Genomic DNA, 13,932 nt, shown 5'->3' on the forward strand with positions numbered 1-13,932 from the left:
TCAGTAACGTCGCTTTCTCCGGACTCTAGCGCGGGTCGCGGCGATCCGGCAGACCCACACGGCCTCCCGTCCGACCTCCCGTTGTCCACAGGCCTCCACCCGGTGGGGCCCTGGCCAGTAATCTCAGCGCCCATGGAGCAGAGGCATCTCGGCCGTACCGGCCTTCGCGTGTCCCGGATCGGGCTCGGCACCCTCACCTGGGGCCGGGACACCGACGAGCACGACGCCGCCGACCAGCTCAAGGCCTTCTGGGACGCGGGCGGCACCCTGGTGGACACCGCCGATGTGTACGGGGGCGGCGAGGCCGAGCATCTGCTCGGGCGGCTCGTCGGCAGCCTGGTGCCCCGTCAGGATCTGGTCATCGCCACGAAGGCGGGCAACGTCCCGGACCCCTACCGCCGCTTCAACGGCTCGCGCGGGCACCTCCTGGCCGCCCTGGACGCGTCCCTGGAGCGGCTCGGCACGGACTACGTGGATCTGTGGCAGGTCCACGCCTTCGATCCGGCGACCCCGCTGGAGGAGACCCTCCAGGCGGTGGACCTGGCCGTCGCCTCCGGCCGGGTCCGCTACGCGGGGGTGTCGAACTTCTGCGGCTGGCAGCTGGCCAAGGCCGCCACCTGGCAGCTCGCCGCGCCCGGCGTGCGCACCCGACTGGCCAGTACGCAGATGGAGTATTCGCTGCTCCAGCGGGGCATCGAACGCGAGGTGCTGCCCGCCGCGCTGGACCTGGGGATCGGTCTGCTGCCGTCCTCGCCGTTGGGTCGCGGGGTGCTGACCGGCAAGTACCGCCAGGGCACCCCCTCCGACTCCCGGGGCGCGTCCGAGCGGCTGGCCCCGTTCGTCGAGCCGTATCTCGACGACGCGGCGGCCCGCATCACCGACGCGGTGGCGACGGCGGCGGACGGCCTGGCGACGAGCCCGCTCCAGGTGGCGCTGGCCTGGGTCCGGGACCGGCCCGGGGTGGCCGCCCCGATCGTCGGCGCGCGCAACGCCGGGCAGCTCACGGAGGCATTGTCAGTGGAGGCGCTTAGTCTTCCCAACGAGATCTGCCAGGCGCTCGACGATGTGTCGGCGCCCGTGCACCGCTATCCCGATCAGGACTGGAGCACGCTGTGACTGCGCTTCCCGGGGAGACCCCCGGCACCGCCGGCACGGACACGCCGGAGGCCCACGAGCCTCCGGAGGACACCGGCGCCGAGGACCCCGCGCACGCCGAAGCGCCCGAGGCCGCCGAGCCGGCCGGGGCGGACGACTCCGGCACGGACGGCGACGACGACTCCGCCGTGACCGAAGCGCCTGCGGCGGAAAGCGCCGACGCGGCCGCCGCCGAGCTCTCGGAGGCGCAGGCCGAGCTGGCCGCCCAGCGGGAGCTGCGGGAGCGGATCGAGCAGCGCAAGGCGGAGAAGGCCGGGCCCATCGCCGCCGGCACGAAGCTGAGCGGTACGGCCGCCGACCTGCTCGCGGCGGTTCGGGCCGTGGAGAGCGGCGAGAAGGCGGGGGCCACGTTCTTCGACTCGGCCGCCCCGGCCCCCGCGCCCCGGCGTGCCGCCCCGGTGCCCGCCGGGCAGGCGCCCCGGGCCCGGGCGCCCGAGGCCACGGCGGCGGTGCGGGCCGCCTCTCCCGAGGCCACGGCGGCGGCAGGGACGGTGCTCGGTGAGGGCGGGGCCCCCGAGGCGCTGGCCCGCCCGGCCGTCGGCGCCCTGGGCGAGCAGGCGGCCGAGCTGCTGCGCGCCGACCCCTGGCAGCTGCTGGCCGTGCCCGGCGTCCGGCCGGAGCAGGCCGACGGCTTCGCCCGGGCCCTGCTGGGCGCCGGATGCGGCCCGGACGACCGGCGCAGGACGGCGGCCCTGGTCGGCTGGGTGCTGGAGCGCGCCGCCCTCCAGGGCCATACGGCCCTGGACGCCGAAGCCGTACGGGCGGCGCTCGCCGAGCGTGCGGTCAGCGACCCGGACGCGGCCGTGCGGGACGCCGTCGAGGAAGGTGTCGCCCTCGTTTTCCAGGAGCAGGAAGAGGGAGACGGAGAGGCCGGGCTCGCCGAGCCGGAGGCGCCCGAGGGCGAAGCGGAGGCGGCCGAGGAAGCCGGTCAGCCCCAGGAGCCGGTCCAGGTGCTGCTTGGCCTGGACCGCTACGCCCTGGCCGAGGAGAGCCTTGCGGACGGCCTGGCCCGGCTGGTGAACGCCTGTGAGAAGGACGCCGACTGGGCGGAGGCGGCGGGGTCCGCCCCCTCCCCTTCGGCCGCCGAGCTGATCCGTACGGCCGCCTCGGCCGGGCTGGTCGTGCACAGCGGCGGCGAGGCGGCGCGGGCCGAGCCCGCCGCCCTGATCGCGGCGGCGCGCGGGCTGGGCCTGCGGGCCCTGGGCGCCACCCACAGCGAGGACGGCCGCCGACGGCTGGCGGCGGCCACCGGCGACCCGGACGCGGCGGTCACCCTGGCGGGCCTGCTGTCCGGTGCGCAGGGCCCCGGCCGGGACGCGGACGGGGCGCTCGCCCTGGATCTGCTGGTCGTGCTGGACGCCCCCCAGCTGGACGTGGAGAGCGCCGCGGTCCTCGTCGAGGCGCTGGCTGACGGCGCCCGGCTGGTGCTGAGCGGCGACCCCGGTGTGCTGGGCTCGGCGGGCGCCGGCCGGGTGTTCGCCGATGTGCTGGCCGCCCGTGCCTGCCCGCAGGTCGTCTCCCGCACCCCGGACCCCGGGCCCATCGGCGAGCTGGTCTCCGGCATCGGCATCGGTGAGCTGAGCCAGGTGGAGGCGCCCGGCAAGGAGGTGGTGATCGTCCCGGTCCGTGACGCGGGCGAGGCGGTCCACCGTACCGTTCAGCTGGTCGCGGACTCGGTGCCCCGGGCCTTCTCCATCCCCGCCGAGGACACCCAGGTGATCACCGTGGGCCACGGCGGGGCGGCCGGGACCCGGGTGCTGAACGAGGCGCTGAAGCAGCGTCTCAACCCCGGCCCCGGACGGTTCGGCGGCTTCGACCCGGGCGACCGCGTGATCCATGTGCCCGCGCCCGGCCGTGCGGTGCCCGGGGTGGTGCGCTCGGCCGACGCCGAGGGCCTGCACCTGGACTGCGGGGGCGTCCCCGTCGTCGTACCGCAAGGGCGGGTGGAGTCGGCGGTACGGCACGGCTGGGCCCTCAGCGCCCACCAGGCAGCCGGAATGCGCTGGCCCGCCGCCGTCGTGGTGCTGCCGGGCGACGCGGCGCAGGGCCTGAGCCGGCCGTGGGTCTACACCGCGTTCGGCCGGGGTGAGCGTCATCTGTCCGTGGTGCACGGGGTGGACCAGGCGCTCGCGCACGCGGTGGCGCAGATTCCGGCCCCGGAGCGGACGACCCGGCTGCGGCCGCTCCTCGAAGCGCTCCCGACACCCGACACGGCGTCCTGAGCGGACCCGGCCCCGGACAGCGGTGGGCCCCGGCGCATCGCGCCGGGGCCCACCGTCACGTCCGGTGCGGGAGGGAAGAGAACAGCGGCAGCGGGGTTCGGCGTCAGGCGCCGCCCCCGGCCGGTCCGACGAAGTCCTCCTCCGGCTCGTCCTCCTCGTCGAAGACCGCACTGACGTCGAAGCGGCAGACCACAAGTTCGGGTTCGGCGTCCTCGAAGGGCGCCGCGAGCCATTCGCCCGGTTCCGGAAGCGCGTCCGCGGCCGAGACCCAGAGGGTGGAGTCACCCTCCTCCAGGCCGAACTCCTTGTGCCGGGAGGCGATCTCGTCCGGTTCGTACTCTCCGAAGAGCACGCCGAGCGCCGCATGGACGCTGGTGCCGACCACGGGGGCCGAGTCCTCCTCGCCCGGCCCCGCTTCGAGGTCGGCGAGGCGCTGGGCCTGGGCGAGGAGGCGCGGGGGCTCCGCGACCGCGTAGTCGCGCCGGATCAGGACGCTGAGCGCGCTGGGCTCCGTGGGGCCCGCGTAGGGCGGCAGGGAGTCGTCCGCGCCGGGGATCTCGAAGGGGGTGACCTCGTCGTAGCGGTCGTAGAGGAGTTCGTCGTAGACCTCGGCGGCAGCGGCAAGGGCGTTGAACGCGTCGTAGACGGCGGGGTCGTCGTCCCCGGTACGGCGTTCGACCGCGTCGAGGTGACGGTCGATCGCGGCTTTGACCGCTTCGGCGGCGGCACGTACCTCGGCAGCGGTGGGCTGCGCAGCATCAGACATAGTGCAGACGCTATCCGTACCGGGGCTCTGCCCGCACAATAGATGCGATGCCGGAATACGAATTCGTCGACGTGTACGTGCCGCGCGGGGTGTCCCGCAAGGAAGCGGCCCGACTGCTGACCGACCACGCCGAGTACGGACACTGGGAGCTGGACCGACTGACGCTGCGCCTGGACGGCAGCCGCCGGGTGCGGCTGCGCAGACGGATCATCCGTCAGCTACGGGCCACCTGGTGACATGGAGCGGGCCCCGCAGCCGCGGGGCCCGCTCCCTTTTTTCTTCTGTCTGTACGCGCCCGGTGTCAGGCCGCGCTGCGCGAGCGGCGGTAGAGCACCGAACCCATACCGGCCAGCAGCAGCCCGGCACTCGCCGGGATGAGCAGGTCGAGCCCGCCGGAACCGGTCTGCGCGAGCTGCTCCTGCGGAATGTTCCGGGTCTCGGGAGCGTTCGGCTCGGTCGGCGGGTCGACCGGCTTCTCCGGCGTGACCGGGGGCTTCTCCGGCTCCTCGGGCGGCGGGGGTGGCACCTCGGCGTCGTTGGAGCAGCTGTTGCCGAAGGCGGGGTTGAGCAGTCCGCCGATGGTGACGCTGTTCCCGCAGAGATTCACGGGGATGTCGAGCGGTGCCTGGAGCAAGTTGCCGGAGAGGATGCCGGGCGAGTCCTGGGCGGTCCCTTCCGCCGAGGCGCCTCCCGGGGCCCGGTGACGGCCGCTGCCGGGCTCGGTGTGCCGGTCCGTGGCGGTGGTGTCGCCCGCCTGGGCGCCGTTTCCGGAGCCGTCGGCCGCGGTGCGGTCCTGGGAACCGGAGGACCGGTCGGACTGCGCGGACCGGTCGGATGCTGCCGCTCCGTTTCCGCAGTCGTTCCCGCTCGTGGGGTTGAGCAGTCCGCCGACGCTGACGGAGTTCCCGCAGACGTTGACCGGGATGTCGATGGGGACCTGTACCGAGTTGCCGGACAGCACGCCCGGTGAGCCGGACGCCGTACCGGCCGCGCCGGAGTCGGCGTGGGCGTATCCACCACTGAGCGCGAGCACTCCGCCCGCCGCCGCCATGGTGATCAGGCCTTTACGGGTGACCTGTCGCATAGGTTCGTTTCCTGCCTTCTGCCTTCCGAAAAACCCCCGGACATGACCGTGCGGGAGCCGAATGCCGAACGGTCCCGGAGTGCATGGAGTGCACTCCGGGACCGGTCGAGCTCAAACCCTTACAGGTTGACGTTCAACGTCACGCGTTGACGCAGGTGTTGCCGAAGGCGGGGTTCAGCAGACCGATCACGGAGACCGTGTTGCCGCACACGTTGATCGGCACGTGGACCGGAACCTGGACGACGTTGCCGGACAGCACGCCGGGGCTGCCGATGGCCGCACCCTGGGCACCCGCGTCGGCCGAGGCCATGCCCGCACCCGCGAGAACGAGGCCACCCGTAGCAGCCGCAACTGCGACGACCTTCTTGATCATTATTCCTCCTAGTTGGAAATGCGGTCCCAGCCGCGGACCGCAAACCTTGTAACGAGGAGGGTGTGAAGGAGCTACGTGTGAACGGCCCGTTTCACTCGTTCGGACATATCCGCACAGGCGGACGAATCAGCGGCCTCGGCGGCGAACCGGGCACGGTCGGCAGCAGGGCGGTCAGGAGTGGTCGATGAACCGGTCGAGCACCCGTACACCGAACTGGAGGCCCTCGACCGGCACCCGCTCGTCGACACCGTGGAACATCCCGGCGAAGTCCAGCTCCGGCGGCAGCTTCAGCGGGGCGAAGCCGAAGCCCCGGATGCCGAGGTCGTCGAAGGACTTGGCGTCGGTGCCCGCCGAGAGCATGTAGGGCACCGCCCGGGCGATCGGGTCCTCGGCGACCAGCGCGGTCTGCATGGCGTCCACCAGCGCCCCGTCGAAGGTGGTCTCCAGGGCCTTGTCCGCGTGCACGTCCTCACGCTTCACGTTGGGGCCGAGGATCCGGTCCAGGTCGGCGAGGAACTCCTCCTCGTACCCCGGCAGGTAGCGGCCGTCGACATGGGCGGTCGCCTGGCCCGGGATGACGTTGACCTTGTAGCCCGCACCGAGCTGCGTGGGGTTGGCGGTGTTCTGGAGGGAGGCGCCGATGAGCTTGGCGATGCCGCCCAGCTTGGCGAGCGTCTCGTCCATGTTCTCCGGGTCCAGCTCGGTGCCCAGCGCGTCCGAGAGCTCGTCCAGGAAGTGTCGCAGCGTCTTGGTGACCCGCACCGGGAACTTGTGCCGCCCCAGCCGCCCGACCGCCTCGGACAGCTCGGTGATCGCGTTGTCCTTGTGGATCATCGAGCCGTGCCCGGCGCTGCCGTCCACGGTGAGCTTCATCCAGTGCATGCCCTTCTGGGCGGTCTCCACCAGATACAGCCGCAGGTTCTCGTTGACGGTGAAGGAGAAGCCGCCGACCTCGCTGATGGCCTCGGTGACGCCCTCGAAGAGCCCCGGGTGGTTGTCGACGAGGTAGCGGGCCCCGTACGTGCCGCCCGCCTCCTCGTCGGCGAGGAAGGCCAGCACGATGTCGCGCGGGGGCTTGCGGCCGGTGCGCATGCGCTCGCGCACGACCGCGAGGGTCATCGCGTCCATGTCCTTCATGTCGACAGCGCCCCGGCCCCAGACACAGCCGTCCGCGATCTCCCCGGAGAACGGGTCGTGCGTCCAGTCCGCCGCGTTGGCCGGGACGACGTCGGTGTGCCCGTGGATGAGGAGGGCCGGCCGGGAGGGGTCCTCACCCTCGATCCGGGCGACGGTGGAGGCCCGCCCCTTGTGCGACTCGAAGATCTGCGGTTCCAGGCCGACCTCCGCGAGCTTCTCCGCGACGTACTCGGCCGCGAGCCGCTCACCGGGGCCCGAGTGGTCGCCGTAGTTGCTGGTGTCGATCCTGATCAGGTCACGACAGAGGTCGACGACCTCCCTCTCGGCGTTCCCACCGGTGACGGCCTTGCCCGTGCTGCTCTCGCTCACGCTGGTTCCTTCCACTGTCGCTGTGGTGCTCCACTTCATCCTCCCGCGCCGTCGGCGTACGCCCAAGACCGCCCATCGCCGGTCGTACGGCGTTCCCGGCCACGGGGGCGTGATCGAGCACCCTCGAATGTTTGCTATGGTTTTCCACGTCGGAACGGGCCAGGGCCCGCGAGACAGACACCTTGTCCGGGTGGCGGAATGGCAGACGCGCTAGCTTGAGGTGCTAGTGCCCTTTATCGGGCGTGGGGGTTCAAGTCCCCCCTCGGACACCAGCAGAGACCCCAGTTGAACTGGGGTTTTTTGCATTTCTGGGCGGTGGCGTGACCAACCACGTGACCAACGGCCCAGCGGTTCCCCAGGTCAGACCAGGGATGACAGGCCGAGTCGGCCCGCACCGGAGGCGGCGAGCTTCCGCGCTCCGTCCTTACGTGAGTGCCCGTACCGGGCCATCGTGTAGCCCGGCGAGTGGTGCCGGACGTTCGCGGAGACCTCTACGGGGTTCTCCCCGGCTTCCAGATCGTTCGTGACCTTGCTGTGCCGCCAGTCGTGAATCCGGAAGTCCTCCGGCAGGTGCAGCCGGTTCCGTAGGGTGCGCCACCGCGCAGAGACCTTTTCAGGGTCCTGCGGCCCGCCTGCCTCGCCCCGGTAGAGCTTGAAGCCATCACGGGCGAACACCAGGTCATGATCGACCCATGCGGAGCCGAGCCGCTTACGCTCGGCGTCCTGCCGCTCCTTCTGCCATTTCAGGACGTTCATCACGGACTGATCCACATAGATCACGGCGTTGTCATCGCCGTCCTTGGTGAGCTTCCGGAGCCGGTAGGTGTTCCCCTCCTCGACCACCACCCAGCCCAGCTCGATGGACCCTTCATCCCACTTCACGAGGGACCACTTCATCCCCAGGGCTTCACTGCGCCGGACACCCGTAGCGGCGTAGACGGTCCACAGGGGAGCGTCCCGGAGACAGTGGTGAGTGGGGCCACATCACAGGCCCTGTTGCCACAGGGCTCCCACACCGAGCCCAGGAACCGCCCTGTCTGGTCGTCGTCCACGGTCGGATACGCTGCTCCTGTGCCCGTACCTGCCGGGCGGTGGGCGGGTGCGCCGTCGCTGCGGGGTTGGCCGATATCAGTTTCCGAACCGTTCCGGGTTCGATAGGGACTCGATCATTTGAGAGGATCGAGTCATGGCACGTCCTTTCCCGGTACCCGCTTGAGCTGCGCCGTCGTGCGGTGCGGATGGTCGCCGAGGTGTGGCCCGGCTACGACAGCGAATGGCCGCGATGAAAGCGGTCGCCCAGAAGCTGGGCATCGGCACGACCGAAACGGACCGTAATGGTTTCCACGTCGTCCGGACGGACGCCTACCGCCCAGCCTCCCAGCAGGCACCGGAGCCCACGCCAGTGAAGCGGCCGGAACGGGCCAGGGGCTCCAACCCCTTCCACGCTCGCCTCTGATCAGCCGAACAAACCAGATGAACGCCCCTGCCACGATTGGCAGGGGCATTCCCCATCGGACAGTGGCCGCCGTAGATGGTTGTGCCGCAGCCCTGCCCCACCTGGTTTCACGTCTTGACTTCCGGCGGGGAGGTGGGAGAACGCGAGTGTGCCACCCGAAGCCATACGGGATCGAATCAGCGGTAGCAGGGTGTGCGGATCGACGAACCACACGGCACCGAAGATGGAGAGCACGACGTCGAACGCCTCGTCCGTCTCGCTCAGGAATGCCGTCGCCTCTGCCGTGCGGAACTCAAGACCCGCCAGATCAGCCCAGCGTTCCCGCGCGACCGCTTCACGGGCTGATGCAACGTCCACTCCCAGACCCGTCGCACCGAGCGTGACCAGGTGTGCCAGGTTGCTCCCGCTGCCTGAACCGAGTTCCAGCACCCGACGTCCGGCGACGGGTCCGAGAACACTCTCGTTCGGCCCGTGATCGGCGTACTGAGTCCAGTTCAACCACGTCGTGTCGCCCGTGGCGTTCACAGCCCTGCGTGGCTTGCTCCCGACCGCATACTTGTCCCAGGACTCAGCCAATGACATGCAGTGATCCTTTCCAGCAGAAGGGGCCTACTCCCAACGTACGGGGTAGGCCCCAACTCATCTTCCAGGCGGCTCTACTTGGGGCCCCACAAGTCGGGGTCGATCTCGAACCCGGCCGCCTTGATGGCCGTGATCGTCTGTTCCAGGGCGAGTGGTCGGCCAGTCTTGGAGCCGTGCCCGTCCTGCGTCGCCTCGCCGTCGCTGACGCACTGGACCTCGGCCGCCGTTCCCGGAAGCTCCGGAACGTGGTGGATGTACCGGCCGAAGTACCGGTCGGTGAAGTGGTGGTGCGGGATCGAGTCGAGCATGAACGAATGCCATGCCTCGTCCACCTGCTCGGACGGGCCCAAGAGAAGATCCGAGTTCTCGCCGCAGGTGACAAGGTAGGCGATGGCCTGCCCGAACTTGGCTTCCGCCACCTCGGGCGTGTTCGCGGGGTTGCGGAGAAGGAGGGCCACCTCTCGCTCCCACACGTCCGGCGCGACGTACGTTTTCGGGTCGCGGATCACTACTGCCGTACTCATGCTGGCTTGCCTCCACGTAGTTGGATGTACGACGTGTTCCGTTCATGCCGTCCGCCTCTGTACCTGGGACACAGGCACGGGGCCATCACGCCAGTCGCGAGGGGCTCCCCGCCCTCACCCTCGTACAGGCTTCGCGGCTCGGTCTGCGTACCGTCGGCTGTCACCTTGTAGGCGCTGACGGATGGACATGTCGACCATGCTCCGGATTGACCTCGACCATCGCGGCGACGTTCGCGGCGACCCTCGGGCGTCAAACCGGTGTCATTCGAGGTGCTGCGTGGCTAGCCGCGGACTGTGACGACTACGCCCGAGCGTGACCGAGTTCCCAACGACGTACTCACCTCCGTACGCAAGTCGATGAACCTGAGCCAAGACGAGTTCGCCCAGGGATTACGTGGCGCGGGGGAAGAACTGGGCGAACCGAACGAAGCTTCCAAGCGACTCGTGCAACGCTGGGAGTCCGGGAAGACCAGGACGTGCCGCCCGCTGTACGCGCGAGCGTTGAAACAGTTCACTGGCCACGCCCCCGAGTCGCTGGGGTTTACGATCCCTATGACACGCGTCCACTCGGACGACGCAGGAGGCCACGACATGCAAGCTGGGGAAGTCGGCACGACCAGTGCCGTCACAAGCCCGGAGGGAGAGGCCCCACGGATCGCCACAGGACCTCACCCTCCGCAAGCCGTTCAACGGACGGGACATCACAGAGGGTCGAGCAGCCCTCTGCTCTCCACCGACTTCTCCCCTGCGTAGGTAATCCGCACCACATCCTGCGCAGCGTGAACCAACGACTTCTCGTCGAGCGCCCGCACAGTGCGACGCAGGTTCGCCCTGGCGGACAACGGCATCCATTCCATGAGCTCGGCATACCCTGCCCCCCGCGTACCCCGTCGATAGAGCACGACGAGAATGCGGTCACCGGCTCGCAGGTCGGGTCTGAGTACCTTCTGGAACTCACCGAAGTCCTGGACAACAGGCACTCGCCTTGTCACTAGCCCCTCCACCAGTGCACGAGCACGGTCGGGAGTGGTCCCACCACTGAGCCTGACGAATTCCGCCAAGACCCAGTCGAGTACCCCGACCACCAAGGTGGCGTCCTGAAGGTTCGGATCGATCCCGTCCGCCAGATGTGCGGCGTCCCGGCTGTTGCGGATGTCGTAGACGAGACGCAGATTCCGTGGGATGTGCACCCTGATCGACTTGGGGTGGTTGGCGGCCGGGAGGGACTGAAGCCGCTTCGTCACTCCCTCGGTGTCAAGGTTGCCGCCGAGGGGGGTATACGTACCGCTGGTGGCGAACTCCAAGAGCCGATAAGCAGCCTCACAGAAACGTCCCCCCTCTACCGCACTGAGGCGGTGACCACCGAGGTAGAAGTTACGCTGAGCCTGTTCATACGACTCAACCAGTTCCCCGACCAGGAGGGGGTCATAGCTAACCCCGAGCACTTCAGTAACGGTGACTACCACTATTCCCCCTTACTCTGCTGAACCTTCTTTGAGGCAGACTCGCGAGGGCGCCGCGATTTGAACGGAGTATCGCTGAGTACCGCCTTCAAAGCTCCACGGTCCGGAAGAGCTTCCACGACCATCTCGCCCCTCGGCGTCACCTGCTTCTTTCCGTAACCAGCAGTGACGAGGTACCCACTCTGCCTGTCGGCCTTGTCCACGTCCCGGGATGGGTTACCGAACTTGTGAGCGGCAGCCTCGGTGTTCAGCTGCACAATGTCTTTGACCGTGAAGTGCGGAGTTTCCCTGTGGTGTGCAAGGTAGTACCCGAGGCAGGCGATACGCTCCACCAAAGACTGCGGCTTCTTCTGACTGACGAAATCACGCGGACTCAAGGTGCCCCCGCCGGCACGATGGGCAGCGTCCACGCCATTGCCGTCACAATCTGGCGGGGTCTGCCCATCTGTACTGCCTCCGAATACCACCGAGATCCGAGCCCCCCGAACCTCTCCCATCCACTTGACGGCACGGCACCAGCTTTCATCGTCGAGGGGCTTCGCGGCATCGTGCATGGTGTGCATGGCCACAAGCTCGACGTGGGCGCGGTCGGCCTCCTCACTCCGCCCTGTCTGCGACACCTGAAACTCGTCTCCCCCCTTCGGCGACCTGATGACCATTCCCTGGACGACGGAACCGTTCGACTCAATCACTTGAACTCCCTGGATGGCGCGACTGGAAGATCCTTGACGCATCAGCGTCGGAGGGTCACTCTCACACAGGGAATGTCGCAGTTATGTCGCAGCGGAATCGACGTGTCGCCGGAGGAACAGAATGCGGGCACGGAAGGCAGCACTTGACCTTGACTTGCAGACCAGTGGCTCTACGTGCACTTCCGAGAGAGGACAGGGAGCCGCCACCTCCCTGACCTCTCAGACACAGAGCGGCCAGGTGGCCAGCGATCTGCTGAGACATCTCCTCACCACGGATTCCAGGTATCTCACGCAGTGGCAGAAGCGCGCCCGCCGAAAGGGCGCATACATCAATCAGTCTGCTGTCGCGAACGTCCTGGACGATTACTTGTTCGAGTCCGGAGAGGCATGCTCGGGCAAGGGAACTCGGTCTCTCAAAGACCGGGTGTCCCGGGCTCTCTCCGGAACCAGTCTCTCCTGGGAAACTCTGGGCTGGTTCATCAACGCATTCTCCATGAGCGACATCGACGCCAATCGACTCCGAGAAGCCCACGGTGGCAGCGCTCATGGCCCGTCAGGAATCTCGCATACGCTCCGTGGGCGAAGAGAACTCGCCCGACCACAGCGCCATCGGACCATGAACCTCATCGAGAGGTACGAAGTCGGCCCCACGGGCACGCTGGCTTCCCGCCACACGAGCCAGGTCATCCGTGCTGCCGAGGACGGCGTGACAGCGTACTTCTTCAACCATGAGCCCGAAGCCGCCAGTATCGAAGTGCTTCACGGCGGAAGACTCGGCAGACGGTACGAATACGGCGGAGGACTTCTAGGGGTCGAGATCATGCTCTGTGACCCACTCGACCGCTCTGACGTGGCCTTACTGGAGTACCGCACAGCCTTTTCCCCCACCTCCTCCCGCGCGATGGAAGTGCGCAGGCCTGCCTTCGCCCGCGCGGAGAACGTTTCGCTGTCCGTGCGATTCACCGGCGAGAGACGCCCGCGGAAGGCCTGGACCTGTGTCTGGGACGATCCCCTTGGCGAACAGCCAGTGGAGGAGGAAAGCGTCGGCCCCGGAGGCGACTCCCTCTACCGGTTTCTTCCGTACATCGAGGAGACCGTCGTAGGGTTCCGCTGGCAGTAGCCGAGTCGGCCGATGGGCCATTCTGAGCGGAGAGACACGACGATGAGGGGCCGCAGAAGGGCTCCCGGAGCCCCGCTCCCGCAGCGGGAGGGGATCGACCCGGTGCGGGTGCGGTTGCCGGAGGATCCCGAGGGGTGCTGGGGAAGCGTCGGGGAGCATCTTCTTGCGCGGTTCGGCGGGGCGATCGGGGCCGAGCGCGTCGCGGCGATGCTCGGTGAGGGGCGGTTCGTGGGGGCCGAGGGGGCGGCCGTACGGGGCGATGAGCCGTACACCGCCGGGCGGTACCTCTGGTTCCACCGGGACTTCGCGGCCGAGGAGCCGGTGCCCTTCCCGGTCGGGGTCGTGTACCGGGACGCGCGTCTGGTGGTCGCCGACAAGCCGCACTTCCTGGCCACCACGCCCCGGGGGCGGCACATCACGGACACCGCGGTGGCCCGGCTTCGGCGGGAGCTGGGGCTGCCCGCCCTTCAGCCGGCGCACCGGCTGGACCGGCTTACGGCGGGGCTCGTGCTCTTCGTGGTGCGGCCCGAGGACCGGGGCGCGTACCAGACGCTGTTCCGGGACCGGCTGGTGCGGAAGGAGTACGAGGCGGTGGCCCCGTACGACCCGGAGCTGGTCCTCCCCCGGACCGTACGGAGCCGGATCGTGAAGGAGCGCGGGGTGCTCGCCGCCCGGGAGGAGCCGGGCGAGGCGAACAGTGAGAGCCGGGTGGAGCTGGTGGAGCACCGGGGACCGCTCGGGCGCTACCGGCTGCTGCCCGCGACCGGGCGGACCCATCAGCTGCGGGTCCATATGAACGCGCTGGGGGTGCCGATCGTCCACGATCCGCTGTATCCGGTGGTGGCGGCGGAGACACCCCATGAGGACTTCTCCCGCCCTCTCCAGCTGCTGGCGCGGGTACTGGAGTTCACCGATCCGGTCAGCGGGGAGCCGCGCCGCTTCGAGAGCGGGCTGCGGCTCTCCGCCTGGCCGGAGGGGTGAGGGGGCGC

The 13,932-nt window shown here is 69.2% G+C and carries 15 protein-coding genes and 1 tRNA gene; 7 read left to right on the forward strand and 9 right to left on the reverse strand.

The annotated features are described in order from the left end of the window. The first annotated feature begins 132 nt into the window (after nt 1-132). Nucleotides 133-1,116 (forward strand): aldo/keto reductase, encoded by a 984-nt coding sequence (locus ACZ5WC_RS15285; RefSeq protein WP_468541232.1) that lies wholly within the window; start codon nt 133-135, stop codon nt 1,114-1,116. Continuing rightward, complete coding sequence (locus tag ACZ5WC_RS15290; protein WP_468541233.1) at nt 1,113-3,377, forward strand: helix-hairpin-helix domain-containing protein; 2,265 nt, start codon at nt 1,113-1,115, stop codon at nt 3,375-3,377. Before ACZ5WC_RS15285 ends, ACZ5WC_RS15290 begins: the two co-directional genes overlap by 4 nt. A gap of 103 nt (nt 3,378-3,480) precedes the next feature. Here the strand turns inward: ACZ5WC_RS15290 and ACZ5WC_RS15295 are convergent, their stop codons facing one another. Then, complete coding sequence (locus tag ACZ5WC_RS15295) at nt 3,481-4,143, reverse strand: hypothetical protein (RefSeq protein ID WP_468541234.1); 663 nt, start codon at nt 4,141-4,143, stop codon at nt 3,481-3,483. Between the two features lie 47 nt (nt 4,144-4,190). On the opposite strand from ACZ5WC_RS15295, the gene ACZ5WC_RS15300 reads away from it, so the two are divergent. Continuing rightward, nucleotides 4,191-4,379: a DUF5703 family protein gene (locus ACZ5WC_RS15300; RefSeq protein WP_358685530.1), complete on the forward strand. Its 189-nt coding sequence runs from the start codon at nt 4,191-4,193 to the stop codon at nt 4,377-4,379. A gap of 65 nt (nt 4,380-4,444) precedes the next feature. On the opposite strand, the gene ACZ5WC_RS15305 is transcribed toward ACZ5WC_RS15300, so the two are convergent. The 3 genes from ACZ5WC_RS15305 to ACZ5WC_RS15315 form a co-directional block, all read right to left on the reverse strand. Continuing rightward, nucleotides 4,445-5,227: a chaplin gene (locus ACZ5WC_RS15305; RefSeq protein WP_468541235.1), complete on the reverse strand. Its 783-nt coding sequence runs from the start codon at nt 5,225-5,227 to the stop codon at nt 4,445-4,447. A gap of 139 nt (nt 5,228-5,366) precedes the next feature. Then, the gene (gene chpH, locus ACZ5WC_RS15310; RefSeq protein ID WP_003970136.1) at nt 5,367-5,600 is read right to left on the reverse strand and encodes a chaplin ChpH; all 234 of its coding nucleotides are present in this window, start codon (nt 5,598-5,600) and stop codon (nt 5,367-5,369) included. 171 nt (nt 5,601-5,771) lie between these two features. Then, the gene (locus tag ACZ5WC_RS15315; protein WP_468541236.1) at nt 5,772-7,106 is read right to left on the reverse strand and encodes a M20/M25/M40 family metallo-hydrolase; all 1,335 of its coding nucleotides are present in this window, start codon (nt 7,104-7,106) and stop codon (nt 5,772-5,774) included. Between the two features lie 184 nt (nt 7,107-7,290). Between ACZ5WC_RS15315 and ACZ5WC_RS15320 the strand changes: the two genes are divergently transcribed. Beyond that, nucleotides 7,291-7,378, forward strand: a tRNA-Leu gene (locus tag ACZ5WC_RS15320). Between the two features lie 88 nt (nt 7,379-7,466). Here ACZ5WC_RS15320 and ACZ5WC_RS15325 read toward each other — a convergent pair. After that, nucleotides 7,467-8,054 carry a tyrosine-type recombinase/integrase gene (locus ACZ5WC_RS15325; protein ID WP_468541340.1) on the reverse strand — a complete coding sequence of 196 codons (588 nt, stop codon included), beginning with the start codon at nt 8,052-8,054 and terminating at the stop codon, nt 7,467-7,469. A gap of 325 nt (nt 8,055-8,379) precedes the next feature. On the opposite strand from ACZ5WC_RS15325, the gene ACZ5WC_RS15330 reads away from it, so the two are divergent. After that, on the forward strand, nt 8,380-8,562 hold the full coding sequence (locus ACZ5WC_RS15330; protein ID WP_468541237.1) for a hypothetical protein: 183 nt from the start codon (nt 8,380-8,382) through the stop codon (nt 8,560-8,562). On the opposite strand, the gene ACZ5WC_RS15335 is transcribed toward ACZ5WC_RS15330, so the two are convergent. From ACZ5WC_RS15335 to ACZ5WC_RS15350, 4 genes are all read right to left on the reverse strand, one after another. After that, nucleotides 8,563-9,144 carry a class I SAM-dependent methyltransferase gene (locus ACZ5WC_RS15335; protein WP_468541238.1) on the reverse strand — a complete coding sequence of 194 codons (582 nt, stop codon included), beginning with the start codon at nt 9,142-9,144 and terminating at the stop codon, nt 8,563-8,565. Nucleotides 9,145-9,218: 74 nt separating this feature from the next. Beyond that, nucleotides 9,219-9,668: a glycine-rich domain-containing protein gene (locus ACZ5WC_RS15340; protein ID WP_468541239.1), complete on the reverse strand. Its 450-nt coding sequence runs from the start codon at nt 9,666-9,668 to the stop codon at nt 9,219-9,221. Between the two features lie 701 nt (nt 9,669-10,369). Continuing rightward, complete coding sequence (locus ACZ5WC_RS15345; protein WP_468541240.1) at nt 10,370-11,134, reverse strand: hypothetical protein; 765 nt, start codon at nt 11,132-11,134, stop codon at nt 10,370-10,372. Continuing rightward, the gene (locus tag ACZ5WC_RS15350) at nt 11,134-11,823 is read right to left on the reverse strand and encodes a hypothetical protein (RefSeq protein ID WP_468541241.1); all 690 of its coding nucleotides are present in this window, start codon (nt 11,821-11,823) and stop codon (nt 11,134-11,136) included. Before ACZ5WC_RS15350 ends, ACZ5WC_RS15345 begins: the two co-directional genes overlap by 1 nt. Nucleotides 11,824-12,061: 238 nt before the next feature. On the opposite strand from ACZ5WC_RS15350, the gene ACZ5WC_RS15355 reads away from it, so the two are divergent. Further along, nucleotides 12,062-12,943, forward strand: coding sequence for a hypothetical protein (locus tag ACZ5WC_RS15355; RefSeq protein WP_468541242.1), 882 nt, complete (start codon nt 12,062-12,064; stop codon nt 12,941-12,943). Nucleotides 12,944-12,985: 42 nt separating this feature from the next. Then, nucleotides 12,986-13,924, forward strand: a complete 939-nt coding sequence (locus ACZ5WC_RS15360; RefSeq protein WP_468541243.1) for an RluA family pseudouridine synthase — start codon at nt 12,986-12,988, stop codon at nt 13,922-13,924. Nucleotides 13,925-13,932: the final 8 nt, after the last annotated feature.

Source organism: Streptomyces sp. NPDC033165 (assembly GCF_055577965.1).

What these genes read in the sequence shown, in the direction of transcription:
- ACZ5WC_RS15285 (WP_468541232.1), top strand. Translation starts at nt 133, where the DNA reads ATGGAGCAGAGGCATCTCGGCCGTACCGGCCTTCGCGTGTCCCGGATC.
- ACZ5WC_RS15295 (WP_468541234.1), bottom strand. Translation starts at nt 4,143, where the DNA reads ATGTCTGATGCTGCGCAGCCCACCGCTGCCGAGGTACGTGCCGCCGCC.
- ACZ5WC_RS15300 (WP_358685530.1), top strand. Translation starts at nt 4,191, where the DNA reads ATGCCGGAATACGAATTCGTCGACGTGTACGTGCCGCGCGGGGTGTCC.
- ACZ5WC_RS15305 (WP_468541235.1), bottom strand. Translation starts at nt 5,227, where the DNA reads ATGCGACAGGTCACCCGTAAAGGCCTGATCACCATGGCGGCGGCGGGC.
- chpH (WP_003970136.1), bottom strand. Translation starts at nt 5,600, where the DNA reads ATGATCAAGAAGGTCGTCGCAGTTGCGGCTGCTACGGGTGGCCTCGTT.
- ACZ5WC_RS15330 (WP_468541237.1), top strand. Translation starts at nt 8,380, where the DNA reads ATGGCCGCGATGAAAGCGGTCGCCCAGAAGCTGGGCATCGGCACGACC.
- ACZ5WC_RS15335 (WP_468541238.1), bottom strand. Translation starts at nt 9,144, where the DNA reads ATGTCATTGGCTGAGTCCTGGGACAAGTATGCGGTCGGGAGCAAGCCA.
- ACZ5WC_RS15340 (WP_468541239.1), bottom strand. Translation starts at nt 9,668, where the DNA reads ATGAGTACGGCAGTAGTGATCCGCGACCCGAAAACGTACGTCGCGCCG.
- ACZ5WC_RS15360 (WP_468541243.1), top strand. Translation starts at nt 12,986, where the DNA reads ATGAGGGGCCGCAGAAGGGCTCCCGGAGCCCCGCTCCCGCAGCGGGAG.